The sequence below is a fragment of the Microbacterium sp. C5A9 genome, assembly GCF_022627955.1.
Classification (GTDB): Bacteria; Actinomycetota; Actinomycetes; order Actinomycetales; family Microbacteriaceae; genus Microbacterium.
In genome coordinates this window covers 98,163-122,913 of the sequence record NZ_JABXGD010000003.1, presented here as the reverse complement: position 1 = coordinate 122,913, position 24,751 = coordinate 98,163, and the positions used below count along the sequence as shown (strand labels likewise).

24 protein-coding genes are annotated in these 24,751 nt (G+C 68.9%); 13 read left to right on the top strand and 11 right to left on the bottom strand.

The window, feature by feature from the left end; all coding sequences use genetic code 11:
- Window positions 1-40 precede the first annotated feature (40 nt).
- The 4 genes from HWD99_RS07275 to HWD99_RS07260 all read right to left on the bottom strand — a co-directional run bounded on the left by HWD99_RS07275 (window position 41) and on the right by HWD99_RS07260 (window position 4,810).
- Window positions 41-1,534: an ABC transporter substrate-binding protein gene (locus tag HWD99_RS07275; RefSeq protein WP_241795564.1), complete on the bottom strand. Its 1,494-nt coding sequence runs from the start codon at window positions 1,532-1,534 to the stop codon at window positions 41-43.
- Window positions 1,535-1,589: 55 nt separating this feature from the next.
- A complete protein-coding gene (locus tag HWD99_RS07270) occupies window positions 1,590-2,285 on the bottom strand; it encodes a DUF1684 domain-containing protein (protein ID WP_241795563.1) in 696 nt (231 codons plus the stop codon).
- Between the two features lie 429 nt (window positions 2,286-2,714).
- Window positions 2,715-3,842, bottom strand: a complete 1,128-nt coding sequence (locus HWD99_RS07265; protein ID WP_241795562.1) for a DUF3137 domain-containing protein — start codon at window positions 3,840-3,842, stop codon at window positions 2,715-2,717.
- Window positions 3,839-4,810: a hypothetical protein gene (locus HWD99_RS07260; protein WP_241795561.1), complete on the bottom strand. Its 972-nt coding sequence runs from the start codon at window positions 4,808-4,810 to the stop codon at window positions 3,839-3,841. Before HWD99_RS07260 ends, HWD99_RS07265 begins: the two co-directional genes overlap by 4 nt.
- A 130-nt stretch (window positions 4,811-4,940) precedes the next feature.
- On the opposite strand from HWD99_RS07260, the gene HWD99_RS07255 reads away from it, so the two are divergent.
- Together HWD99_RS07255 and HWD99_RS07250 are read left to right on the top strand one after the other, a co-directional pair.
- Entirely contained in the window at window positions 4,941-5,954 is a 1,014-nt protein-coding gene (locus HWD99_RS07255) for a hypothetical protein (protein ID WP_241795560.1), read from the top strand.
- A gap of 134 nt (window positions 5,955-6,088) precedes the next feature.
- Window positions 6,089-6,448, top strand: a complete 360-nt coding sequence (locus HWD99_RS07250) for a hypothetical protein (RefSeq protein ID WP_241795559.1) — start codon at window positions 6,089-6,091, stop codon at window positions 6,446-6,448.
- A 30-nt stretch (window positions 6,449-6,478) separates the two neighbouring features.
- Here HWD99_RS07250 and HWD99_RS07245 read toward each other — a convergent pair whose 3' ends face one another.
- Window positions 6,479-7,066, bottom strand: coding sequence for an Lrp/AsnC family transcriptional regulator (locus tag HWD99_RS07245; RefSeq protein ID WP_241795558.1), 588 nt, complete (start codon window positions 7,064-7,066; stop codon window positions 6,479-6,481).
- 148 nt (window positions 7,067-7,214) lie between these two features.
- Between HWD99_RS07245 and HWD99_RS07240 the strand changes: the two genes are divergently transcribed.
- From HWD99_RS07240 to HWD99_RS07220, 5 genes are read left to right on the top strand one after another with little or no spacing between them, the layout of a single operon-like run.
- Window positions 7,215-8,801 carry an ABC transporter substrate-binding protein gene (locus HWD99_RS07240; RefSeq protein ID WP_241795557.1) on the top strand — a complete coding sequence of 529 codons (1,587 nt, stop codon included), beginning with the start codon at window positions 7,215-7,217 and terminating at the stop codon, window positions 8,799-8,801.
- 13 nt (window positions 8,802-8,814) lie between these two features.
- Window positions 8,815-9,876, top strand: a complete 1,062-nt coding sequence (locus tag HWD99_RS07235; RefSeq protein ID WP_194764339.1) for an ABC transporter permease — start codon at window positions 8,815-8,817, stop codon at window positions 9,874-9,876.
- Window positions 9,873-10,784, top strand: coding sequence for an ABC transporter permease (locus HWD99_RS07230; RefSeq protein WP_241795556.1), 912 nt, complete (start codon window positions 9,873-9,875; stop codon window positions 10,782-10,784). Before HWD99_RS07235 ends, HWD99_RS07230 begins: the two co-directional genes overlap by 4 nt.
- Window positions 10,781-11,635, top strand: coding sequence for an ABC transporter ATP-binding protein (locus HWD99_RS07225; RefSeq protein ID WP_241795555.1), 855 nt, complete (start codon window positions 10,781-10,783; stop codon window positions 11,633-11,635). The genes HWD99_RS07230 and HWD99_RS07225 overlap by 4 nt, the downstream gene beginning before the upstream one ends.
- Window positions 11,628-12,467 carry an ABC transporter ATP-binding protein gene (locus HWD99_RS07220; RefSeq protein ID WP_241795554.1) on the top strand — a complete coding sequence of 280 codons (840 nt, stop codon included), beginning with the start codon at window positions 11,628-11,630 and terminating at the stop codon, window positions 12,465-12,467. Before HWD99_RS07225 ends, HWD99_RS07220 begins: the two co-directional genes overlap by 8 nt.
- Window positions 12,468-12,635: 168 nt before the next feature.
- On the opposite strand, the gene HWD99_RS07215 is transcribed toward HWD99_RS07220, so the two are convergent.
- Complete coding sequence (locus HWD99_RS07215; protein WP_241795553.1) at window positions 12,636-13,631, bottom strand: LacI family DNA-binding transcriptional regulator; 996 nt, start codon at window positions 13,629-13,631, stop codon at window positions 12,636-12,638.
- Window positions 13,632-13,855: 224 nt separating this feature from the next.
- Between HWD99_RS07215 and HWD99_RS07210 the strand changes: the two genes are divergently transcribed.
- Window positions 13,856-15,670: a glycoside hydrolase family 2 protein gene (locus HWD99_RS07210; protein WP_241795552.1), complete on the top strand. Its 1,815-nt coding sequence runs from the start codon at window positions 13,856-13,858 to the stop codon at window positions 15,668-15,670.
- Window positions 15,671-15,735: 65 nt separating this feature from the next.
- Here HWD99_RS07210 and HWD99_RS07205 read toward each other — a convergent pair whose 3' ends face one another.
- Window positions 15,736-16,449, bottom strand: coding sequence for a hypothetical protein (locus HWD99_RS07205; RefSeq protein ID WP_241795551.1), 714 nt, complete (start codon window positions 16,447-16,449; stop codon window positions 15,736-15,738).
- A 225-nt stretch (window positions 16,450-16,674) separates the two neighbouring features.
- Between HWD99_RS07205 and rpsF the strand changes: the two genes are divergently transcribed.
- The 4 genes from rpsF to rplI all read left to right on the top strand — a co-directional run bounded on the left by rpsF (window position 16,675) and on the right by rplI (window position 18,348).
- Window positions 16,675-17,043, top strand: a complete 369-nt coding sequence (gene rpsF, locus HWD99_RS07200; RefSeq protein WP_194764332.1) for a 30S ribosomal protein S6 — start codon at window positions 16,675-16,677, stop codon at window positions 17,041-17,043.
- A gap of 5 nt (window positions 17,044-17,048) precedes the next feature.
- Complete coding sequence (locus HWD99_RS07195) at window positions 17,049-17,558, top strand: single-stranded DNA-binding protein (protein WP_194764331.1); 510 nt, start codon at window positions 17,049-17,051, stop codon at window positions 17,556-17,558.
- Window positions 17,559-17,629: 71 nt separating this feature from the next.
- Window positions 17,630-17,884 (top strand): 30S ribosomal protein S18, encoded by a 255-nt coding sequence (gene rpsR, locus HWD99_RS07190; protein ID WP_241795550.1) that lies wholly within the window; start codon window positions 17,630-17,632, stop codon window positions 17,882-17,884.
- Between the two features lie 11 nt (window positions 17,885-17,895).
- Window positions 17,896-18,348, top strand: a complete 453-nt coding sequence (gene rplI / locus HWD99_RS07185; protein ID WP_241795549.1) for a 50S ribosomal protein L9 — start codon at window positions 17,896-17,898, stop codon at window positions 18,346-18,348.
- Between the two features lie 102 nt (window positions 18,349-18,450).
- Here rplI and HWD99_RS07180 read toward each other — a convergent pair whose 3' ends face one another.
- Window positions 18,451-18,933 carry a hypothetical protein gene (locus tag HWD99_RS07180; protein WP_241795548.1) on the bottom strand — a complete coding sequence of 161 codons (483 nt, stop codon included), beginning with the start codon at window positions 18,931-18,933 and terminating at the stop codon, window positions 18,451-18,453.
- A gap of 576 nt (window positions 18,934-19,509) precedes the next feature.
- Between HWD99_RS07180 and dnaB the strand changes: the two genes are divergently transcribed.
- Window positions 19,510-20,883: a replicative DNA helicase gene (dnaB, locus tag HWD99_RS07175; protein WP_194764328.1), complete on the top strand. Its 1,374-nt coding sequence runs from the start codon at window positions 19,510-19,512 to the stop codon at window positions 20,881-20,883.
- A gap of 231 nt (window positions 20,884-21,114) precedes the next feature.
- Here dnaB and HWD99_RS07170 read toward each other — a convergent pair whose 3' ends face one another.
- The 3 genes from HWD99_RS07170 to HWD99_RS07160 form a co-directional block, all read right to left on the bottom strand.
- Window positions 21,115-21,915 (bottom strand): DNA/RNA non-specific endonuclease, encoded by an 801-nt coding sequence (locus HWD99_RS07170; RefSeq protein WP_241795547.1) that lies wholly within the window; start codon window positions 21,913-21,915, stop codon window positions 21,115-21,117.
- A 79-nt stretch (window positions 21,916-21,994) separates the two neighbouring features.
- Complete coding sequence (locus HWD99_RS07165) at window positions 21,995-22,891, bottom strand: SDR family oxidoreductase (RefSeq protein WP_241795546.1); 897 nt, start codon at window positions 22,889-22,891, stop codon at window positions 21,995-21,997.
- Window positions 22,892-22,944: 53 nt separating this feature from the next.
- The gene (locus HWD99_RS07160; RefSeq protein ID WP_241795545.1) at window positions 22,945-24,750 is read right to left on the bottom strand and encodes a glycoside hydrolase family 15 protein; all 1,806 of its coding nucleotides are present in this window, start codon (window positions 24,748-24,750) and stop codon (window positions 22,945-22,947) included.
- Window position 24,751: the final 1 nt, after the last annotated feature.

Below are 24,751 nucleotides of genomic sequence, written 5' to 3'. Positions count from 1 at the left end.
GGACGAGGGGGATGCCGACGCGCGGCATCCCCCTCGCGCGTCAGGACTTGACGATGTCGTAGGCGAAGAACTGCGAGTTCAGGCCGTTGACGGGGTACCCGCTGAGGTCGCTCGAGGCGACCACGATCTGCGGGTACAGGTACAACCATACGCTCGCGGCATCCTCGGCGATCTTCTCGTTGACCTTCTTCAGAAGCGCCGTCTGCTCGTCGGTCGTCGCGGCCTGCTCGGCCTCGGCGACCCACTGCTGGACCTCGGCGTCGTCGTAGCCCCAGTAGAAGTCGGGGTTGCCGTACCAGACCACGTCGCGGTCGTTCACGTGCTCCTGCAGAGTGGCCTCGAAGTCCTGCTCCTTGAACACCTTCGTGTACCACTCGTCGGCGCTGATCGTGTTGATCTCGACGGTGATGCCGACCTCGGCGAGCTGCGACTGCAGGAACTCCGCCACGGCGGGGTGCGGGTCGTAGCTCGGGGTGTCGAGCGTGAACGTGAAGCCGTCGGCGTATCCGGCCTGGGCGAGCAGGTCCTTCGACAGCTCGACGTCATAGGGGTTCACGCTCGTGAGGTCCTCGTACCAGGGGTCGGTCGGCGGCACCATCGAGCCGATGAGCGTGCCGTAGTCGCCCCAGATGGAGTCGAGGAGCTTCTGGGTGTCGACGGCCGAGTAGATCGCCTTGCGCACGAGGGCGTTGTCGAAGGGGGCGACGCGGTCGTTGAACGCGAGCAGCTCCTTCGTGGTCGAGGTGCCCTCGCTGATCACGTAGTCGTCGTTGTCGAACTGCGCGAGCGAGTCCGGGCTCTGCACGCTCGTGATCACGTCGATCTCGCCCGTGAGCAGCGCGTTGTTCTCGGCGGTCGCGTCGGTGAAGTACGTGTAGACGACCTCGCCGTTCTTGGCCTGCTCGCCCCAGTAGTCGTCCCAGCGGGTGAGGGTCAGGGTCGAGCCCTTCTTCCACTCGTCGAGCGTGTACGGGCCGGTTCCGTCTTCCGTGGCGGTGATGTCGCTGGCCTCGTCGTTGACGATCCAGACGTAGCTGAGGTTGTAGAGGAACGAGATCGACCGCTGCGACAGCGTGAAGACGACGGTCTGGTCGTCGGGGGTCGCGATGTCGGCGATGGTCGCGAAGCTCGACTTGCGCGCCGAGACCGAGTCCTCGGCGGTGACCGCCTCGACGCTCGACTTGACGTCGGCCGAGGTGAGCGGGTCGCCGGAGTGGAAGGTCACGTCATCGCGCAGCGTGATCGTGTAGGTCAGACCGTCGTCCGACACCTGGGCGTCGTCGGCGAGAAGCGGCTCGACCTCGCCGTCGTCGGTGAGACGGTAGAGACCCTCGTAGACGTTGCCGGTCAGCGCCTCGGTCACGCCCTGGCCACCGCCCTGCGTGTTGCTGAGGTTGGTGGGCTCGTACAGCGATCCGATCGCGATCGTGGCGTCGTCGCTCGAGGCGTCGTCGGTCGCCCCCGAGGCGCAGCCGGCCACGAGGGCGAGCGTGGCGACGGCGCCGAGCGCGCCGAGGATGCGGGTTCTTCTCATGAGTACTCCAGGGTGAGCGGGTGATGCAGGGTGAGCGGGTGAGGCGAGTCGGGTGTCACGCCGTGTAGATGTCGAAGCCGTCGCGGAAGACGACGTTCTTCTCGCCTGCGCGGATGGGCAGGGGGAAGCGGTTGGATGCCGGCGGCAGCGGGCAGTTGTACTGGGCGCTGAATCCGCACGGCGGCACGAACGCCCGGTTGAAGTCGAGGACGACGGTGCCCTCGTCGTCGCGCAGCTCCACGAACAGGAAGCGCCCCGACCCATAGGTCTCGGAGCCGTTCGTCTCGTCGCCGAAGACGAGCAGCAGCGTGCCGCCGTCGTCGAACGCGGCCAGCGTGTACTCGCGGCCGTCGAGCTCGAGGCGGATGTCGCCGGGCACGACGAGCTCGCGCGTGCCGCCGTTGTCGCGGATGTGCTCGAAAGACACCTTCCGGTCGTCGGACACGGGGGTGAAGTGGCCCTCGAGCACCCACGCCGGGTCGTACTCGTAGGTGTCGATGCGGTCGAACGCGCGGATCGCGGGCGCATCGGCATCCCACAGGCGCAGTCCGTGCTCGGCGCGACCGGTCTCGATGTCCGTGCGCTCGATCGGGGTCGCCACGACCGTCTCGGCGGCAGCATCCTGCGCCGCGGCGAGGTCGGGCCGATCGCCGGTCCACCGGGTCTCGACCAGTGCGAGGTTGCCGGTCGGCCCCGTGACCGATTCACGACGGGAGTGCTGCCAGAGGGTGTGGGCTTCGCGTTCAGACATCATTTCCATTCTTGTGCATGCAGAGGAGAGCGGCCCCGTCACCGTCACGAGGGGTAACGCGTCACGGCCGCGATCACTTCCCGACGCCGCGATCCTCCGCGGCGACACCCCGGCCCGACGGTTCGGCGAGGTCGAGCGACAGAACGCCGAGTACACGAAACTGAAGGCAGGAAGGTGGTTTCGCTACCGGATTCGCAGGTGCATCACGCTGGGGTGTGTGAAAACGCTTGCCGCAATTTCGTGCAACGTCCTGCGGTATACCGTTATGCGTGACGCGTTGATATGTCAGTCCCCAGCTGACCCCGCGTCGGACGGTTCGACCGTCCTGCGGAGGGAGAGTCAGATCTCCCTCTGATCCCGAGGGGGGATGGGGTGGGAGCGCTGATCCCCAGTCAGCACCCACCCCCACAACCCGCCCTCGGGTGCCGCTCAGAACGACCGCAGCCAGATCCAGAGGATCGCGAAGCCGATCACGAACACGATCGGCAGCCAGCGGCCGCTGCGCTTGAGTCGACGGCCCTGCTGCGCGACACCGGGCGGGGGTGCGAGCAGACCCGCGGGAGGCGCGAACGGCAACGCCCCGGATGCCGCTGATGCCGCGCCCGATGTCGTCGGATCCGATGCCGCCCCTTCGGTGGCCGCCCGCTCGGCGAGCAGGCGGTCGTCGCGCCAGCGCGCCCACTGCTCGAACTTGGTGATCAGTGCACCGACGGCGCCGAACAGCCACGCCCAGGTCGCAGGGTCGAGGCTCGTGACCCTGCGCTGCGTATAGAGGAAGAGCCAGTCGTCGACGATCTCGACGTCGAGCTCGGCGGCATTGTCGATGAACCGCGCCATGATGTCGGGCGTGAAGAGGTAGAGGGCGTCCTGCTCGTACCCGGTCGGGCAGTACAGCGTGAAGTACTGATCGAAGTCACCCTCGAGCGACAGGCGCTGCTCGCGCTGGAACGCGGCGGGCAGGTTCGAGCCGAACCCGTTGTTGCCCTTCGCGTCGAGCACGATGTTGGGCAGCGGCACGTCGAGCTTCACGGCGACGTAGCCCCAGCGGTGCGTGGTCGAGTTCTTGCCCGATCCGGTCGTGTACTGGTAGTTCCCGAACTCCACGAAGCGCGGATGGCTGCCGCGCACCAGGTCGGTCGCCACGCGCGCTCGACCGAGCCCGAACACCATGCCCGGCAGGCGCGGCTCGGCGACGCGTGCCTCGTAGGTCATGCCGTTCGCCCGCGCGAAGGCGTCGAGGCGGTAGCGCGCGACCCGTGATCGCCGCCAGCCGACCACGGCGATGACGATCCCGATCACGGCGGCGGCGAGGATGCCGATCCCGACGATCGACGAAGGGCCGGGATCGGTGAACATCGAGACCATGGTCGCGCCGACGAAGCTCATCGCGACGAGGAAGACGACGCCGAAGACCACGATCGCGATGATCGACGAGGCGGAGACGCCCGAGGTTCCTCGCGAACGGAGCTCGGCGGCGAACGCGCCGACGGCCCTCGGATCCACGGGATCGGTGAGCGGTCTGGCGTCGAACGACGGACCGGGCTGCGGTGCGCTCATCGGTTCACCTCGTCCGCATCCCACGACAGATCGGCGTTCTCGGGGACGGGGAGGGCTTCGAGTCGGTCATCGCCGCAGATCTCCGCGATGAGCTCGACCGAGCCGGCGACGAGCGTCGAGTCGTGGTCGACCTCGGTCACGAGCACCCAGGCGCGGTCGTCGGGCCAGACGAGGCTGGGGCTCTGCGCCGCGGGAGGGAACCCGTGCCGTTCGGCCTCCCGGTCGCGCCAGGGGACGTGGAGGTTCCAGTCCGGGTCGGAGAAGTCGCTGACGGCGCCGCGGAACAGCACGTGGTCGCGCCCGGGGAGGCGAAGGCGCGGTCCCTCCGAGACCTCGCGCGACAGGATGCCCTCCTGCCACGTCGGCTTGCGGAAGACGGTGTTGAACGGGTCGTGGATGCTGCGGTCGAGCATGGCCTGATGATTCGGATCGTCGCTGACCGGGAGGAACGCCCGTGACGGCGAGTGGCCGAGGTGCCCGAGCAGACCGCCCCGACCTTCCCAGAGCGCCGCGAACCCGGCATCCGGAGTCGTCGTGTGCGCGACGAGGTGCGAGGCGATGATCGCGAGTGCATCCGCGGGGATCTCGCCCTCGATCGGACCCGTGAACTCGCGACCGTCCGGCGAGAGGCGCACGGTCCAGTCGCCGCCGGGCGGCGTGCGGACGATGCGCTGCCACTGGGCGAGCGGATGCAGGGTCGTGCCGAAGGCGGCTGCCGTCTCGGCCCACGTCACCGGCTCGTCGACGTACTGGTCGTACAGCGACTGTCGTGCGGCCTCGGACATCCGCTCGTACTCGTCGGACGACGGCACCGGCCGGTCGGGCAGCGAGCGGACGGTCGCCGGATGCAGCACCCGAGCGTATGCCGGGAAACCGTGCGGGACGACGGCGTGCATGGTCGCGTTCGCGGACGCGTCGAGGCGCTCGCGCAGCCAGTCTCCGGCCGAGGTGTCAGAGGTCCACTGCATGCGCTCCACGGTACCTGCGAGATATCGCTTCACCCACGGACGCGTCGAAGACGCCAGAATATGCGGAGAAGTGCGCGAGATCGCCGACGCGGCGACCGCGCAGCGAGGGTGTGATGGGGGAGGGCGTCCGATGGTCGATGGAGTCTCGGTGGTGACGAGCGCGCAGGTGTTCCGGCGTCATCCGGTGCGCTCGGCGGTGGGAGCGGTCGTGCTGTCGGCGGTGCTCTCCGCCGCGGCGTTGTTCATCCTGCCGCGGATGCTGCCGCGCACGATGGACATCGAGACCCGCGGGATCATCGTGCTCGTCGCGGCGATCGTGCTGACCGGCATCGTGTGCACGTCGATGCTGTGGCTGCGCAATACCCGCATCGTGGTGCGCCCCGACACCGTCGAGATCGGTCGGGCCGGAAACCGCGAGACGTACGACCGCTCGACCACGGCGTTCCGGTCGAAGATCACCGAACACCGCACGAACGGCATCCGCAGCGGCATCACCCGCGCCCTCGTGGTCTACAGCGCCGGTCGCGAGATCACGGTCGATCTGCCCGGGTTCACGCGGTCGACCTTCAACGAGCTCATGGCCGTGCTCACCCCGATCGCCCCGCCGGCGCCGGCCGATCCCGTCGAGGCGGCGCGCGCCCGTGCCCAGCTGCCCTCGTCGTTCACCGTCGACTCGTCGAAGGAGCGCGCCCTCGCGACCGGGCTGACGATCGCCGCCATCGTGCTGCTGGTCGTCGCCGCGGCCGCCACGGCCCTGGCGTTCACGCCCGGCTTCCTCGACAGTGAGCTCTCCGCACTCGTGCTGCTCATCCCGTTCGCGGGCGTCGCGGGCATCGGGCTGCTGATCGGCGCGATCCAGCGGCAGCGCGTGCGCACGCGCATCCCAGGGCACCTCACCGTCAGCCACCACGGCATCCGCCTCGACGACGTGGATGTGCCGTTCGCGCAGCTCACCCGCATCTGGCTCACGCCCACCGGCTACCCGGTGCGGCGCATCCGCTTCGAGCGTGCGGGGGGACGGTCGACCACGCACATCCTCGGATCGAACCGCGTGCAGATGACCCCCGACTACGGCGACTTCCTGCTCACGGTGCGCGCCGAGACGGCTCGCATGCCCGAGCTGCTGCGCCTCGACCTGGAATGACACGACGGACGAATCGCGATGGCCTGCGCCTCGCCGCGGCGTTTCGTCTCACCTGATCGGCGCGCAGCGCGCGGGTCCGAGACGGTCGAGTTCGGGGTCTGACCGCGGCGGGCCGCGGCCCTCATAATCGGAACGTGACTTCCTCCGCATCCCTCCCCTCGCTCGACGGCCGCCGGTTCCGCATGGTCTCCTCGACCACCTCGGCGGTCGACCCCGACGCACCGAGCGAGTTCGTCTACCAGGAGCGCGACGGGGCGATCTGGGGCGACTACTCCGGTGACACCGTGACCTTCGGGCGCTTCGTCGGCACCCGCACGGGCGACACGATCTGGGTCTCCTTCGTGCACGTGCTCGTCTCGGACGGCACCGTGGTGACGGGCGACGGCGAGAGCGAGCTCGAGCTGACCGACGACGGACGCATCCGCCTGGTCGAGCACTACGAGATGCACGGACTGCCGCAGCTCAGCGTCTGCGAAGAGGTCTCCGCGGGCTGAGCGCAGCCGCGCGCCGAGCCCCCGCCGCGATCAGCGCGGCGGCAGGGTGTCTCGTCCGGGCGACGCCGGCGTCCACCGCGTCATGCCGAGCGGCGCCTGCGGCTCGCGCTCGGGAAGGTCGGACGGCAGCAGGAACGAGCGTCGGACGACCTCGTCGAGCACCACGACGCTGACGACCGTGCGCACCTCGGGCAGCTGCGCGATCACCCCGGTCGAGAACTCGTGCACCCCGCTCACGTCGACCGCCCGGATCAGCAGCATGGCGTCGTGCTCGCCGGTCGTGATCGCACACCACTCCACGTCGGGCATCTCGACGATGCGGTCGCGGAACGACGCCCAGGCCTGCGGATGCACCGTGACGAACACGAGCGCTCCGATGGAGAGTCCCGCCTTGGCCTGATCGACCTGCGCGCTGAACCCGGTGATGACGCCGTCCTGCATGAGGTTCTCGACGCGGGTGTAGGCGTTGGCGCGCGAGATGCCGACGGTCTCGGCGAGAGCGGCGATCGAGATCCGACCGTTATCGCGGAGTGTTTCGAGGATTCTGTATCCGATGTCGTCCAGCGGGGCGGCACTTCGTCCAGATTGCCTCGCAGCTTCGTCGCTCTTGGTGGACACAATGCTCCTCACGGGCGGGGTCTTGGACAGACTGTGGTGACGTCTGCAATCTTGCTGGACACATAGTCCCATACAATGCGAATCTGATCACCGGTCGTCCACCCGGCGTCGACCGAACCCGATGAACTCCTCGCCCTTGGAGGCCCATATGTCGTCACGTCGCAGCACGTCCGTCATCGCGATCGGAGCCGTCGCGCTCCTCGCTCTCGCTGGTTGCTCCGGTGGCAACTCGGCGAACAACGGCGGTGAGTCCTCCGGTTCCGACTCGCTCGTCATCGACACCGCGTTCTCGATCGAGACCGCCGACCCGGGGCACACCTACGACCCGACCGGCAACATGATCGCGAAGGCGCTGTACGAGACCCTCGTCGACTTCGAGGGATCCGACGTCTCGACCCCCGTCCCCGGCCTGGCCTCGTGGGAGCAGAACGACGAGGCGACCGAGTTCACCTTCACGCTCGAGGGCGACCGCGTCTTCTCCGACGGCTCGCCGATCGAGGCCAAGGACGTCGTCTTCACCCTGCAGCGCATCCAGGGCATGACCGACGCCAAGCCGAACTTCCTCCTGGGCGGCCTGACCATCACCGAGGTCGACGACACGACGATCTCGATCACGTCCGAGACCCCGCTGCTGCAGCTGCCCGCGATCCTCGCGAACCCCGCCCTCGGCATCGTCAACTCCGACGTCGTGATCGAGAACGGCGGATCGATCGACGGATCCGACAGCGCCCAGAAGTTCCTCGACGGCACGTCGGCCGGCTCCGGTCCGTTCGTGCTCGACACCCTCGACCTCTCGTCGCAGGTCGTTCTCACCAAGAGCGACGAGTACAACGGCGACGAGGAGGCCGCATACGGCCGCGTGGTCGTGCGCAACGTCTCGGAGAGCGCGACGCAGCTCGCGAACCTCAAGGGCGGCGACTCCATGGTCGCGATGGACCTCAACGGAGACCAGGTCGCCGGTCTCGGCGACGGACTGCAGGTCGACTCGGTGCCGTCCGGCCAGACCATCTTCCTGCTGCTCAACCAGTCGTCGGCCGTCGGCGGCGACCTCGCGAACGTGAAGATCGCCGAGGCGATCCGCTACGCGCTCGACTACGACGCGCTGCTCGAGCTCGCCGGGTCCGGCGCCGTGCAGGCGACCGGCGTCATCCCGCCCGGATTCGAGGGCGCCCTCGAGACCGGTGTCGAGCAGGACCTCGAGAAGTCGAAGGCGGCTCTGGCCGAGGCCGGCTACACGGGTCAGACCCTGAAGCTGCAGTTCCCGAACGACTACCCGGTCGGCGGCGTGGAGTTCACCCCGCTCGCCGAGCGCGTCCAGGCCCAGCTCGAGGATGCCGGCATCGCCGTCGAACTCGCCCCGGCGCCGTTCGCGACCGAGCTCGACGCCTACGTCAACGGCACCGAGGGCTTCGGCCTCTGGTTCTGGGGTCCCGACTACGCCGACTCCGCGAACTTCCTCCCGTTCGCTCCCGGTCTCAAGGTCGGTCTGCGCGCGGGCTGGGCGGCCGAGGCCAACCCCGAGATCGCGGGCATCGCGGCGGGTGCCGCAGCGGCGACCGACGAGACGCAGCGCAGCGAGGCCTTCACCGCGTTCGCCGAGGCGATGCAGGCCGAGGGTCCCTTCGTGCCGCTGATCGTCCCCGGTCGCAACATCGCCACGGCGGATGCCGTCTCCGGTGCCGTGTACAACTCGGTGTGGGAGATGGACATCGCCGAGATCACGCCCGCCGGCTGAGCGGCGCCGACTCATGACGACGGTGGCCGTGCGACGGCAGTCACAGCGTCGCAGGTCGCCGCTCGTCGGATACCTGCTGCGCCGGATCGGCACTTCGCTGCTCCTGCTCGTGGGGGTCACGATCGTGACCTTCGCACTCACGAACCTCGTGCCCGGCGACCCCGTGTCGGCGGCGCTGGGTGAGGGGGCATCCCAGAATCCCGAGACGCGCGAGGCGTTCATCAAGGCCCAGGGCCTGGATCAGCCGCTCTTCGTGCAGTACTTCATCTACATGGGGAACCTGCTCCGCGGGGACCTCGGCACGTCGCTGGTGACCGGTCGTCCGGTCACCAGCGACCTCGCCACTGCGGTGCCTGCGACGATCGAGATCGCCATCGGCGCCATCATCCTCAGCCTCGCGGTGAGCGTCGTGCTCGGCACCCTCGCCGCGTACCGCCGAGGACTCGTCACCGATCAGGTCATCCGCATCGTGACCCTGATCGGGCTGAGCGTGCCGACCTTCTGGCTCGCGCTCGTCAGCTTCTATGTGTTCTTCCTCGAACTGCGCATCGCGCCGGGGTCGGGGCGCATCTCGCCGTCGATCACGCCGCCGCCGCGCATCACCGGGCTCTACACGGTCGACTACCTCCTCAACGGAGACGGCGTCGGGTTCGCGGATGCTCTCGCGCACCTCGCCCTTCCCGTCATGGTGCTGTCGCTCGTCACGATCGGTCTGCTCACCCGCTTCATCCGCACGTCGGTGCTCGAGGTGCTCGGCAGCGACTACGTGCGGGCCGCCCGGGCCAAGGGCCTTCCCGCGATGCGCGTGATCCTCGACTACGTGCTGCGGGGAGCATCCCTGCCGATCCTCACCGTCGTCGGTGTCGCCTTCGGCTCGCTGCTCTCGGGCACCGTGCTCGTCGAGTCGGTGTTCGCGTGGCCGGGCCTGGGCACCTACGCCTACAACTCGGCGGCGAACCTCGACCTGCCCGGCATCATGGGCGTCGGTCTCGTCGTCGGGGTCATCTACCTCCTCATCAACTTCGTCGTCGATCTGCTCTACGGCGTCCTCGACCCGAGAGTGAGGATCGCATGAGCCGCATCGACTCGGCATCCGGCCCCTGGCGGTTCCGCTTCCGCTGGCCGCGCGCGTGGCGCACGCCCCTCGGCGTGATCGGCACCGTGATCGCCGGCGCCTGGATCATCGTCGCCTTCACCGCGCAGTGGTGGGTGCCGTACGGTCCCAACGCCCAGGTGCTCCCTCGCCTGCAGGCCCCCGGCATCGACACCCTGCTCGGCACCGACGGCAACGGGCGCGACATCTTCTCGCGCCTCATGACCGGAGCGACCGTGAGCCTCCCGCTCGCGCTCATGCTCGTGATCGCGGCGATGGTCATCGGCACCGTGATCGGCGCGCTCGCGGGCTACTTCGGCGGCTGGGTCGATGAGACGCTCATGCGCATCACCGACCTGTTCATGGCCTTCCCGACGGTCATCCTCGCGATGGTGGTCGCCGCCTCGCTCGGCCCCTCGCTGTTCAACGCGGTGATCGCGGCGATCGTGGTCTCGTGGCCGCAGTACTCGCGCGTCACCCGCAGCATCGTGCTCGGACTCCGCGGTCAGAACTACGTGATCGCGGGTCGTCTGCTCGGCCACTCGCCGCTGCGGACGCTGTTCATCGACATCCTGCCGAACATCGCCGGCCCCGTGCTGGTGCTCGCGACGCTCGACATCGGTGCGGCGATCCTGCTGCTCTCGGGACTCTCGTTCCTCGGTCTCGGCGCGCAGCCACCGACCGCCGAGTGGGGATCGATGATCTCCGCGGCGATGCAGAACTTCGACGCCTGGTGGCTCGGGGTCTTCCCGGGTCTCGCGATCCTCACGGTGGTGCTCGCCTTCAACTTCCTGGGCGACGCGATGCGCGACATCCTCGACCCGACGGCCGAGGTCACCCACGAGAAGCAGGCCGAGCACGTGGCATCCGCGAAGGGGGTGACGGCATGACCGCCCCCGCGACCGCCCCCGTGCGCACGCCCGCGCTGAGCATCCGCGACCTGACGATCGACATCGGCCGTCCGCTCGTGCACGGCATCTCGCTCGACCTCGAGGCCGGGCGCATCCACGGTCTCGCCGGCGAATCCGGATCGGGCAAGACGCTCACCTCGCTCGCCGTGCTCGGACTCCTGCCGCGTCAGGCCCGCACCGGCGGGTCGATCACGCTCGCCGGGGAGGAGCTGGTCGGCATGCGCCGCCGGGCGCTCAACCGCATCCGCGGCAGGCGCATCGCGATGATCTTCCAGGATCCGTCCGCGTCGCTGCACCCGCAGCTGCCGATCGGGCGCCAGCTGACCGATCACATGCGCGTGCACCTGGGACTGCGCGGTGACGCCGCCAGAGCCAGGGCGATCGAGCTGCTCGAGACCGTGCAGGTGCCGAACCCGGACGCCGCGCTGAAGCGCTACCCGCATCAGTTCTCGGGAGGTCAGCGCCAGCGCATCGCCATCGCCTGCAGTCTCGCGTGCGACCCCGAGGTGCTGCTGGCCGACGAGCCGACCACGGCACTCGACGTCACCGTGCAGGCCGGCATCCTGCGACTGCTGCGCGACCTCGCGATCGAACGAGACCTCGCGGTGCTGCTCGTCACGCACGACCTGGGCGTCATGAGTGCGATCGCCGACGAGGTCGCGGTGATGAAGAACGGGCAGATCGTCGAGCGGGCCGACCGCGAGACCCTGTTCCGTGCACCGCAGCACGAATACACGCGCACGCTGCTCGCGGCCCTGCCTGGATCGAAGATCGAGACCGATGCCGAGCACAGCGAGCGGGATGCCGATGAGGAGGCCGAAGATGAGTGAGATCGCCGTCCTCGATGCGCGCGACGTGGTGGTGCGCTACCCCGGCCACCCGCCGGTGGTCGCCGTCGACACCGTCTCGCTGAGCGTCGCCCCGGGTGAGACCGTGGCGCTGGTCGGAGAGTCCGGCAGCGGCAAGTCGAGTCTCGCCCGCGCCGTCGTCGGCATCGAGAAGCTCGCCGGGGGAGAGGTGCTCTTCCGCGACGCACCCGTGACCCCGCTCGGCATCCGCCGCCGCGCCCTCGCTCTCACCGGCATCCAGATGGTGTTCCAGGATCCGTCGACCTCGCTGAACCCGCGCCGCCGTGTGGGAGACCAGATCGCCGACGGCATCGCGACCGCCCGAGCGCGCGGCGCCGAGGGCTCGACCGTGGCGGAGTGGCTCGAGCGGGTCGGTCTGCCGACCGAGGTCGCCACGCGCTTCCCGCACCAGTTCTCGGGCGGACAGAAGCAGCGTCTCGCGATCGCCAGGGCGCTCGCCGCGCGGCCGTCGCTGCTCGTCGCCGACGAGCCGATCTCGGCGCTCGACGCCTCGACCCAGACGAGCGTGGCCGGGCTCATGCGCGACCTCGTCGCGGAGTCGGGCGCGGGGATGCTGTTCATCTCGCACGACCTCGCCGTCGTGCGGCGCATCGCTGATCGCACGTTCGTGATGTTCGCGGGTCGTGTGCTCGAGTCGGGCCCGACCGACCGTGTGTGGTCCGCTCCGCAGCATCCGTACACGCAGGCTCTGCTCGCGGCGATCCCCGAGCCCGACGGCGCAGGGCGCATCCCGGCCGCACCCACCGTGAACGAGCGCGTCGTGTGGTCGGAGGTCCCCCCGGTCCTCCACTGAGCGACCGTCGGCAGCGCCGGTCTCGGCCTTCGGCGACACGGTGTGGGGCGGCCTTCTCGGCATGGGCGGAGCCGCGAGGCGTGGGTCTCCGCCCAGGGGGTGTTCTCCGCCCGTCGCGGTGCCCGCCCGTCGCGGTGCCTGCGCGGGTGCGGGGGTGCGGTGCCGCGGTCAGCGCGTGATGAGGCTGTAGGGCACGGAGTGGTGCGACCCGGGTTCGGGTGAGGATCGACTCGTGAGGATGTCGAGGATGGTCTCCGCAGCCTTCTCGACGCCGTGATCGACGGTCGAGAACGCCGGGATGTGGAAGCGTCCTTCGTCGATGTCGTCGAAGCCCATGACCTGCACCCGATCGGGCACCGAGACGCCGTGGCTGCCCAGCGTGTAGAGGGCCCCGAGCGCGAGGCTGTCGCTGAAGCAGAAGAGCGCGTCGAACTCGGCCCCGGATGCCAGCAGGCGCTGCACCGAGATCGATCCCTCGGCGCGGTCGAACGTCTCGACGACGGCGAACAGCGACGGATCGGGGTCGATGCCGGCGGCGGCCAGCGCACGGAGATAGCCCTCGAACCGCAGACGTGACGTGGCGCTCGGACCCGATTCCTGCACTCCCACCGCGGCGATGCGGCGACGTCCGTGTGCGATCAGATGGGTCGTCGCCGCCGCGGCGGCCGAGACGTTGTCGATGCCGACGTGGTGCGCGCTCGGACCGACGAGGCTCTCGGCCTGCTCGCCGATCAGCACCAGCGGGGGAGTGGCCGGGCGAGCCGCGATGTCGGCGGCTGTCAGCAGGAGGGGGCTCATCACGATGCCGTCGAGGGCGGGGAACCCCTGGCCGGCCATCATCGCCAACTCGGTCTCGTGGTCGCCGTTGGTCTGCGCGATGAGCACGGTCAGCGAGCGGGTCTGCGCGACGCGGACGAACGAGGAGGCGAACTCGGCGAAGTACGGTTCGCGCAGGTCGGGCAGTACGAGGGCGATCAGCCCGCTGCGACCGTTGCGCAGCTGTCGAGCCGCGAGATTGGGGCGGTAGCCGAGCTCGTCGATCGCCGTGAGGATGCGCTGTCGCACCTCGGCGCTCACCCAGCCCGTGCCGTTCACGACGTTGGACACCGACTTGGCGCTGACCCCGACACGCGCCGCGACGTCGGCGAGGGTCACGCGCGCCATGGGGCTCCTTCGGTCGGGTCGGGTCGAGCGCCGGCGGGACGGTGCAGGATGCTCGATCCGACTCTAGCGTTTGACCGTAGTTCAACGTGGAACTATCGTGTAGTCCTCCGACGAAAGAACCCGTTCGACGACGAATGGCCGGCGGGAGCCGACCGGAAGAGGGAGCCGTGCACGTGTCACTGCGAGACGCCCGATCAGGGATCGATTCCATCCAGGCGAGCCGAGTGGAGACCGCTCGTCCGCGTCCCCAGCTGGTGCGCGAATCGTTCATCGACCTCGACGGCGAGTGGGGCTTCGCGCACGACGACGCCGACCGCGGCCGCAGCGAGCGCTGGCACGACGGGCGCGAGCTGCCCGACCGCATCCGAGTGCCGTTCCCGCCCGAGTCGCCGGCGTCGGGCATCGGCGAGACGGGCTTCCACCCCGTCGTCTGGTACCGGCGCGTGCTCACCGCGGGCGATCTCGATGCCGCCGGGCACACCGCCGATCGACGGGCCGTCCTGCACTTCGGTGCCGTCGACCACCGCGCCACGGTCTGGGTCGACGGTCAGGTCGTGGGCACGCACGAGGGAGGGCACACGCCCTTCGCGTTCGACATCACCGATGCGCTCGCGCCGTCGGGCGGCACCCACACGATCGTGGTGCGCGCCGAAGACGACCCCCACGATCTCGCCCAGCCCCGCGGCAAGCAGGACTGGCACGAAGACCCACATGCCATCTGGTACCACCGCACGACCGGCATCTGGCAGACCGTGTGGCTCGAATCGGTGTCTCCCCAGCACGTGACCGCGCTCACCTGGACCAGCGACCTGACCGCAGGGACCGTGACGGCCGAGGTGGCGCTCAGTCGACGCGCCGACAGCGTCGTGCACGTCCGCATCGCCCACGAGGGGCGACCGCTCGGAACCGCCAGCGTGACCGCGGGCGACACGAGCACGACGCTGACCTTCCCGCTCGCCGGTCAGGCGAACGGCCAGCACTACGAGCACCTGCTCTGGCGGCCGGAGAACCCTGTGCTGCTCGACGCCTGGGTGCAGGTGGAGACCGCGGGGTTCGAGACGGATGCCGTCGCCAGCTACCTCGGACTCCGCTCGGTGGGCTGGAGCGAGGGGGCGCTGCTGCTCAACGAGCGACCGGTCACGCTGCGATCCGTGCTGAGCCAGGGGTACTGGCCAGAATCGCACCTCACGGCGCCCTCTGCCGACGCGCTGCGCCGCGAGGCCGAGCTCATCGCCGCCCTCGGGTTCAACTCCGTGCGGGTGCATCAGAAGATCGAGGACGAGCGCTTCCTCTACTGGGCAGATCGGCTCGGACTGCTCGTCTGGGGCGAGATGCCGGCGACGTACACGTTCAGCGCCGAGTCGGTGCGGCGCACTACGGCGGAGTGGACCGAGGCCGTCCTGCGCGACAGGTCCCACCCGAGCATCATCACGTGGGTGCCGCTCAACGAGAGCTGGGGCGTGCAGCACATCGCCTCGCGAGGTGATCAGCGGGCGTTCGCCGAGGGGCTGTATCAGCTGACCAAGGCGCTCGACCCCACGCGTCCCGTCATCTCGAACGACGGGTGGGAGCTGGGCACGTCCGACCTGTGGACCGTCCACGACTACGAGTGGGACGGCCGGGTGCTGGCGGAGCGCTACGACGTCGACGAGACTCGCCTGCGCGAGTACATCGGCGGGATCGGGCCCGCGGGCCGCCGGATCCGTCTCGAGGGGACGGCCGACGCAGGCCAGCCGATCATGCTCACCGAGTTCGGCGGGGTGAAGTGGGCGGCCGATGCGGGGCCGGCGAACTCGTGGGGCTATTCGGAGGCGAGCAGCCCCGAGGACTATCAGCAGAAGCTCTCGGAGATCCTGGGTGCGGTGCAGTCCGGCGTCCGCGACCGTCACGGTCGTCAGGGCGGGCTCGCCGGCTGGTGCTGGACCCAGCTCACCGACACGATGCAGGAGCAGAACGGGCTGCTCACCGAGGCGCGGGAGCCCAAGATCCCGATCGAGACGCTGCGCGCGCTGATCCTCGGGATGCCCCTGGACGCCTGATCGAACGACCCGACACGCACTGCGGGCCGAGGCGAGAGCCCCGGCCCGCAGTGCGTGTCGTCGGATCAGACGGGTGCGACGATGTCCTGCGGCATGTCCCACTCGGTGATCTCCATCGACGTCTCGATGGACTGGCCGCCGGCGTCGGCGGATGCCGTCGACGCGAGGATCACGTAGTCGGAGGTGACCTCGTAGACGACGTCGACCGGAAGGCCCTGCATGTCGGCCGTGCCGCTCACGAGGAAGACCTCCTGGTCGAGGCGGGTGCCGGTGCCGGTGACGGTGAAGTCTCCGGTGAGTCCGCCCGCTGCCTCGGCCGGGTCGACGCCCTCGAGGTTCGCGGCGCTGGCGCTGAGCGCGGCGATGACCGGGTCGGACGACTCCGGGTCGGCGGCCTGCCACTCGCTCGTGGACGACTTGACCCAGACGTCGTCGCCGATGACGATGAGCGATCCCATCGGGGAGATCGACTCGACGGCCTTGTCGGCCGGGTTGTACCGCATGGTCGACTCCATGCCGAGAACCGACGTGGTGCCGGCGTAGCCCGCGGCGCTGGCCATGGCGTCGGTGATGCACGCACCGAGTGCGGTGCCGTCGACCGATGCTCCTTCGGCGAGCTCCGGGCAGTCGTCGGACGCGGGTGCCGTCGTCTCCTCCTGCTCCGCGGCGGCGGTGGGCTTCTCGTCGGCGGGCTTCTCCTCGGCGCCGGCAGAGCAGCCGGTGAGCAGCACGGCAGCGGTCAGGGCGAGCCCGACTCCCCACTTCTTGGAACGCATCATGTTTCCCCCTTCGGTCGTGCACACGGTGTCGATCACCGCGCGCGCATTCCAGCATGCCAACTCCCCGCGCGACCGCGTGGAGGCAGCCCGGAGGAATCTCGGCTAGACTGTCGAGGTTGTCTGCCCTCTGGCATCCATTCGGGAAGCCACGGGCGACGACGTGCACACACCCTCCTGCTCCCGGGAAAGTCCCGGAAGCCGTTCTAGTCCGAAGGAGGTGGGTAAGTGACGCACCAGTACGAACTCATGGTCATTCTGACCCCCGAGATCGACGAGCGCCAGGTCGCCCCTACGCTCGACAAGTTCCTGAAGGTCATCACCAACGATGGTGGCTCGATTGAAAAGGTCGACGTCTGGGGCAAGCGCCGTTTCGCGTACGAGATCCAGAAGAAGACCGAGGGCATCTACGCCGTCGTGAACTTCACCGCGACCAGCGAGGCCACTCAGGAGCTCGACCGTCAGCTCAAGCTGAACGAGCAGATCATGCGCACCAAGGTGCTCCGCGCTGAGGAAGCTCAGGCAATGATCGCTTCCGAGGCGAAGCGCTCCGAGGAGAAGGCTGCCCGCAAGGCCGCCAAGGCTGCGAAGGCCTGAGTTCCATGGCCGGCGAAACAGTCATCACCGTGGTGGGAAACCTCACGGCCGACCCCGAGCTGCGGTACACGCAGAACGGACTGCCGGTGGCGAACTTCACCATCGCCTCGACTCCTCGGAACTTCGACCGCGCCGCCAACGAGTGGAAGGACGGCGAAGCGCTGTTCCTCCGTGCGTCGGTCTGGCGTGAGTTCGCCGAGCACGTGGCGGGTTCGCTGACCAAGGGTATGCGCGTCATGGCGCAAGGCCGTCTGCGTCAGCGCTCCTACCAGGACCGCGAGGGCAACCAGCGCACCGCGATCGAGCTGGAGGTCGACGAGATCGGCCCCTCGCTTCGGTACGCGACGGCACAGGTCACCCGCGCGGCGTCGAACGGTGGCGGTGGCGGCGGCGGACAGTCGCGCCCCGCGCAGCAGCAGCAGGTGTCGGAGGAGCCGTGGTCAACCCCCGGCTCGTCGACCAGCGCCGATGCCTGGAGCACTCCGGGCAGCTTCGGCGACGACACCCCCTTCTGATCACTCTTCTGGATCGGGTCTCTGAGTCCGTCGAAAGACTCAGCGGTCCGTCTCACAACTAAGGAAAAACAATGGCTGGAAAGTCGAGCGGCGACCGCCGCAAGCCGCGGAAGGGCGCGAAGAACGCCGCTCCCGCGAAGTCGATCCGGGTCGGTCTCATCGATTACAAGGATGTCGCGACCCTTCGCAAGTTCATCTCGGAGCGTGGGAAGATCCGCGCCCGTCGTATCACCGGTGTCTCCGTGCAGGAGCAGCGTCTGATCGCTCGCGCGATCAAGAACGCTCGCGAGATGGCTCTCCTGCCCTACGCCGGCGCTGGCCGCTGAGGGGTACGGATATGGCAAAGCTGATTCTCACGAACGAGGTCGCCGGGCTCGGAAGTGCCGGTGACGTGGTCGAGGTCAAGAACGGGTACGCCCGTAACTACCTCATCCCCCAGGGCTTCGCTACGGCGTGGACCCGCGGTGGCGAAAAGCAGGTCGCTTCGATCCAGGCTGCTCGTCAGGCGCGTGCGATCCACGACCGCGACGAGGCCGTGGCCCTGAAGAACACCATCGAAGGCACCAAGGTGCGCCTGACCGTCAAGGCCGGCGCCGAAGGTCGTCTCTTCGGATCGGTCAAGACCGCCGATGTCGCCGACGCTGTCGCGGCTGCCGGTCTCGGCTCGATCGACAAGCGCAAGGTGCACATCGGCTCGACGATCAAGTCGACCGGTGAGCACGAGGCCACGGTTCGTCTGCACGACGACGTGACCGCTGTCATCTCCCTGCAGGTCGTCGCCTCCAAGTGACCCTGCGGTCGATGGGCCACTGAGCCCGTCGTGATGCGCGAGACACCCCCTGTCCTTCGGGACAGGGGGTGTTCTGCGTTCGAGGCTCGAGTCGCCGGATGCTCAGAGGAGTCCGAGCTCCGCCGCGCGCTGTGGATGCGCGGGCAGTGACCGATCGACATCGACCGCCCGAGACCAGCCCTCGTCCTCCACGGGCACTCCGCGGGCCACCAGGGTGTGCACCGCGTCCTCGACCGCATCGACGAAGTCGGCGCCCACGTGCGTCCCGGCCACCAGCGAGACGATCATTCGCGCGTGTGCGTCGCGCTCGACGACTGAGACCACGGCGATGCCCTTCGCGGAGAGCGGTCCGATCCTGCTCGTGATCGCCGACAGGCCGCTGCCTCCGATCAGGATGTCGCCGACGACCGAGCCTCGCCGATAGACGCGCGCCGCGTGCGCCGTGGGGGCTGCGGCGCGCGGACGGAAGTGCGCGGCCCGCACCGTGCGGTCGATCTCGGCGAGGGATGCGGCGACGGCATCCGTGGGGACGATGAACGTGCGCGCGCCGTTGACCGCCCACCGCAGGCGGCGAGAATCGTGCATGTGCGACCTCCCCGCAGCAGTCTAGACAGCCGCTGACCGCGGGGCAGGGGGGAATTCCTTCCGGAGAGCGAGGCGTCGATGAGCGGCGACGATACTCCGAGATATCTCTCATGTCCATACCCCTGATGACCAAATCGGCTGGTCGCGACCGCGTGTTCCGGATCGTTGCCGCGTGTGACGCGCCCGGCGAAGATCCGGCTTGACTTTCCCCAGGTTCTACACATCCCCCCAGTCGATGGACAAACCTTCAATGTCCGGTTGAACCACGTTCTCATCCACAGGTTGGGGAAACATGAAATACCTGTTCAGATGAGCAAAATGGTCGTCAAATCCACGTAGTCCACCGGGTTATCCACAGCGGTTGTACACAGACACTCCGGATTTCTCCGCACGCTTTCCACAGAGTTATCCACAGCCTGTGTTGCGACCGAAAATCGCCGCTCGTAGCGTGGTCGAGCGACCCGATGTCGGTGGCTGCTGGTTCGCTGTGCAGACGGCTTCGAAAGGCCGCGACAGCGCAGCACGACATCCGGGCAGCGCCCCGCTCACCACGCTCGTCGCATCGAAGGGAACACTGTGTCGATCGCTGACATCTCCGAGGACCGTCTCGGTGGCAAGCGTCCGCCCGAGCGGACCCCTCCGCATGACCTTCTCGCGGAGCAGAGCGCGCTCGGCGGCATGCTGCTCTCGAAGGACGCGGTCGCCGATGTGATCGAGACCCTCCGGGGCGCCGACTTCTACATCCCCAAGCACGAGCTCATCTTCGAGGCGATCCTCTCGCTGTACTCGCACGGAGAGCCGACCGACGTCGTCGCCGTCACCGACGAGCTCATCAAGACGGGTGAGCTCAGCCGCGCGGGCGGCGCCGACTACCTGCACACGCTCACCTCGATCGTCCCCACCGCGGCCAACGCCGGGTACTACGCGGGTATCGTCTCGGAGCGCGCGATCCTGCGCCGCCTGGTCGACGCGGGCACCCGCATCGTGCAGCTCGGCTACGACGGTCAGGGAGACGCGACCGACCTCGTCAACAACGCGCAGGCGGAGATCTACTCGATCACCGGGTCGGAGACCGCCGAAGACTACGTCCCGCTGCAGATCGCGGTCGACGCGGCGCTCGAGGAGATCGAGGCCGCCAGCGGCCGCGACGGATCGATGACGGGTGTCCCGACCGGGTTCAAGGAGCTCGACGAGCTCACCAACGGCCTGCACGGCGGGCAGATGATCGTCGTCGCCGCGCGACCCGCCATGGGTAAGTCGACGCTCGCGCTCGACTTCGCGCGCGCTGCATCCATCGGTCACAACCTGCCCTCCGTGTTCTTCTCGCTCGAGATGGGCAAGAGCGAGATCGCGATGCGTCTGCTCAGCGCCGAGGGCCAGATCCCGCTGCAGAACATGCGCAAGGGAAACCTCGACCCCCGCGACTGGACCACGGTCGCGGCGACCCGCGGCCGCATCAACGACGCACCGCTCTACATCGACGACAGCCCGAACATGACGCTGGTCGAGATCCGCGCCAAGTGCCGTCGACTCAAGCAGCGCGAGGGGCTGCGCATGGTCATCATCGACTACCTGCAGCTGATGACCTCGGGCAAGCGCGTCGAGTCGCGTCAGCAGGAGGTCTCGGAGTTCTCCCGTAGCCTCAAGCTCATCGCCAAGGAGCTTCAGGTTCCGGTCATCGCCCTGTCGCAACTGAACCGTGGTCCCGAGCAGCGTCAGGACAAGAAGCCCGCCATCAGCGACCTGCGTGAGTCCGGCTCGATCGAGCAGGACGCCGATATGGTCATCCTGCTGCACCGTGACTCGGTCTACGACAAGGACGTGCGCCCGGGCGAGGCCGACCTGATCGTCGCCAAGCACCGTAACGGCCCGACCGCGACGATCACCGTGGCGTTCCAGGGCCACTACTCGCGCTTCCACGACATGGCCCCGGGCGGCGACTTCAACTGATCGTGCCGCCCGCGCGTGCCTCGACCTCGACGTCGGGATCCCGTGCAGGGTTCACGAGTAGGAGTGTGGACGGGACGCCCCCACCGCGGGGGAGGAGGCGGAAAGGGCGCCCCGTCTGGCACCGCCATTGGGGCGGCGCCGCTGCCGCCGCGTCGCAGCGCGGCAAGGCTGCTCACACAGAGTGACAGGCGATCAGAGCCCGCACAAGGGTCCTTTGTCCAGTTCTCGCGCTCAGACGAGACCGGTCGAGAGAGTGATGTCGGCCGTCGAGGACAGCTGCCTCCACCGCGTCTGCCGTCCGGTGCGGCGGACGAGGACATCCGCGGCGACGAGCGGGCCGAGATCGATCCCGGTCAGGCGGGCGATCTCGGCGATAGGTACCTGGAAGGTGCGGAATGCCCCCAACGGCGTCGCTGCGAGAAGGCCGTCGGTCGTGTCGACGAGCTCCGTCTGGTCGAGCACGAAGCCTGCGGCCGCGAGCCCGTCCTGCCCGTGCCACGCGGCGACCTTCCAGAAGCGCAGCGGAATGCGGATGCCGCGGTACGGCGGATCCGCGTCGTCGAGCACGGGGGCGGTGAACACCGAGAGGCGCTGGTCGGTCGCCTCGGCGTACTCGATCACGTGGTCCTCGAGACCGAGCCAGAGATCCTTCGACTGGTTGAACCCGGCGGCCTGCGGCGCCGCATTCGGGTAGAAGAACGTCGCCGCCATCGCGTCCCGCGCCTCGTCGTCGTCGCCCCAGCCCGGGTCGCGCCGACGCACCAGATGTCCGCGGTCGAGATCGTTGCGTGCGTACACCGCGGGCCCTGTCTGCTCGGCGTCGGGTACTCGAGTGTCGAGTCGCCACTCGCCCGACCGGGGCAGATCGCGCAGTGCGGCTCCGTCGATGTTGACCCCGGTGACCGCGGCGAGCCGCCGGTGCGGGTCGAGCAGCACCGTGAAGCGCGGGTAGCTCAGTTCACGCACCTCCTGCCGAGGCCGCGGCAGGGGCAGCGGCCTCGGCAGGAATGCCTCGTCGTATCCGTTCGCCATGCGTCTCATGGTGACGGGTGCCGCCGACATCCGGCACCGCTGTCACGCGGCAGACGCGGCAGACGCGGCGAAGCGTCGATCACGGTGTCGGCATGCCGCCGTTCACATTGAGGGTCTCGCCGGCGACGTAGCTCGACTCGGCGGAGGCGAGGAACACGTAGGCGGGGGCGAGCTCGGCGGGCTGGCCCATGCGGCCGAGCGGCGTGTTCTCGCCGAACTCGGGCAGCTTCTCCTGCGGCTGGCCGTCACTGGGCTGCAGAGGCGTCCAGATCGGCCCCGGTGCCACGGCGTTCACGCGGATGCCCTTCGGCGCGAGCTGCTGCGCCAGCCCCTTGGTGAACGCGTTGATGGTCGCCTTGGTCGAGGCGTAGTCGACGAGGATGTCCGACGGCGAGTACGCCTGGATCGACGTGGTGTTGATGATCGCCGACCCCGCCGGAAGGTGGGGGAGAGCCGCCTTCGTGATCCAGAACATCGCATACACGTTGGTCTTGAAGGTGTCGTCGAACTGCTCGTCGGTGATGTCGGCGAGCGACTCCTGGTAGACCTGCTTGCCCCCGTTGTTGACGAGGATGTCGAGGCCGCCCAGAGCGCCGACCGCCTTGGCGACCAGGGTGCGGCAGTACTCGGGGTCGCGCAGGTCACCGGGGATCGTGGCGACCGTCGCGCCGGCGTCGCGCAGGATGCCGGCGATGCGCGCCGCATCCTCTTCCTCCTCGGGAAGGTACGAGAGCGCCACATCCGCCCCCTCGCGCGCGAAGGCGATCGCGGTGGCCGCTCCGATGCCGGAATCGCCGCCCGTGATGAGTGCCTTGCGTCCGGTCAGGCGGCCGGTGCCGCGGTAGCTGTCCTCGCCGAGGTCGGCCGTCGGCGCGAGATCCGCGTCGAGTCCGGGCTCGGGCATGTGCTGCTTCTCGGGCTCGATGTCGGAGTAGAGCTCGGCGGGGTTGACGAAGGTGTACTGGTCACGAGACATGGTGTGTGTCCTCTCGTTGTTCGGTTCGGTCTTTCAGGTCTGGGGTGCGGGCCTCAACGGCCCTGCAGCAGCTCGGCGGGGACGATGTCACGGATCGTCATCGCGGCGCTGAGGAATGCGAGGTGGCTCAGCGCCTGCGGCGTGTTGCCCCAGGCGGAACCGTCGTCGGCGTCGATCATCTCGGCGTAGATGCCGACGTCGTTCGCGTGCTCGATGAGCTTCTCCATGTGCGCGAGCGCCTCGTCGTGGCGGCCGACGCAGGCGAGGGCCTCGACCCGCCAGAAGGCGCACGCCACGAAGGTCTTCTCTTCGGCGGCGACTCCGCTGTAGCGGTACATCAGGGCGCCTGCACCGAGCTCGACGCTCAGAGCATCGATCGTCGCCGACATGCGCTCGCCGCGATCGAACCCGCTCGGCGCGTGCAGCAGCACCGAGGCGTCGAGCCGATCGGACCCGGCGTGCAGCACGTACGCGCCCCGGCTCTCCGACCAGCAGTGCTCGTCGATCCACGCGCGGATGCGGTCGCGCTCTGCGCGCCACCGATCGGCGCTGCCGGGGATCGCGCCCGTCTCGGCCAGCGCGATGGCATCTTCGAGCGCCTTCCAGCACCCCATCTTCGACGAGGTGTAGTGATGTTCATCTGGCAGCTCCCACATCCCGGAATCGGGATTGCGCCAGACGTCGCAGGTGCGGTCGGCGACGCCGGCCAGCAGCCGGGCGGTCTCCACATCGAGCACATTGCCCGCGTCGACGTACGTGCGGCAGATGGCCATCAGGTCGCCGTAGACGCCGAGCTGCAGCTGTCCGCCCGCGGGATTCCCCGTCACGACGGGGCCGATGCCGCGCCACCCTGCCACGTCGTACTCGTGCGGCTCGGGGACGAGCGCTCCGTCGAGCGTGTACATGACGTGGAGGTCGGACCCGTGATCGCGGATGGTGCGCAGCAGCCACGAGAGCGCGGCATGGGTCTCTTCGCGCAGCCCGAACCGGACGAGGGCGTGGGTCGTGTACGCGAGGTCGCGGATCCAGGCGTGCCGGTAGTCCCAGTTCTTCCCTCCCTGCGGGCTCTCGGGAAGCGAGGTCGTCGCCGCCGCCGCGATCGCTCCGGACGGGCTGTGGATGAGCAGCTTGAGTGCGAGCGCGTTGCGCTGCACCTGCGCGCTCCACGGTCCGTCATACGAGAACACCGAGGACCAGTGCTGCCAGCTCTGCACCGTGCGATCGATCCCGTGGTCGACGTTGCGCGGATCGGGGAGGTGCAGCGGCTCGCCGTGCGTGGCTGCCAGGGCCAGGAGGTGCCGCGAACCCGGCGACGTCGTGAAGCTCCCCTCCTGCAGCGGCCCGGCGAGCGACTCCGGCTCCGTGGGGGCGGGACCGTGGTCGAATCCGACGACGGCGAGCGCGGTGGCGCCGCTGCGGATGACGTCGCCGTGCTGCGTGCGCTCCAGCCAGGGAGCCGCGGTCTGCAGCGACGATCCGGGGCGGACGCACCACCGCATCGCGACGTCGCCGTCGACGCCGTCGATGCGGCGGGCGAGCTCGGCCCACGGCAGGCGACCCGCGACGCCGGACACCAGGGCATCGGTGACGCGCACCGTGCCGGACTCCGTGATGAAGGTCGTCTCGAGCACGTTGGTCTCGGGGACGTACCGGCGCTCGGTGCGGAAGGCGGCCGTCGGCTGGAGCTCCACGCATCCGCCGGTCTCGTCGTCGAGAAGGCGCGCGAACACGGGAAGGTCGGTCAGGCCGGGCAGGGGGAGCCAGTCGATGCGTCCGTCCGTGCCGATCAGCGCGACCGTGCGACCGTCGCCGATCGGCGCATACGACGCGAGGGGGCGATCGGTGGAGACGGCGGGCATG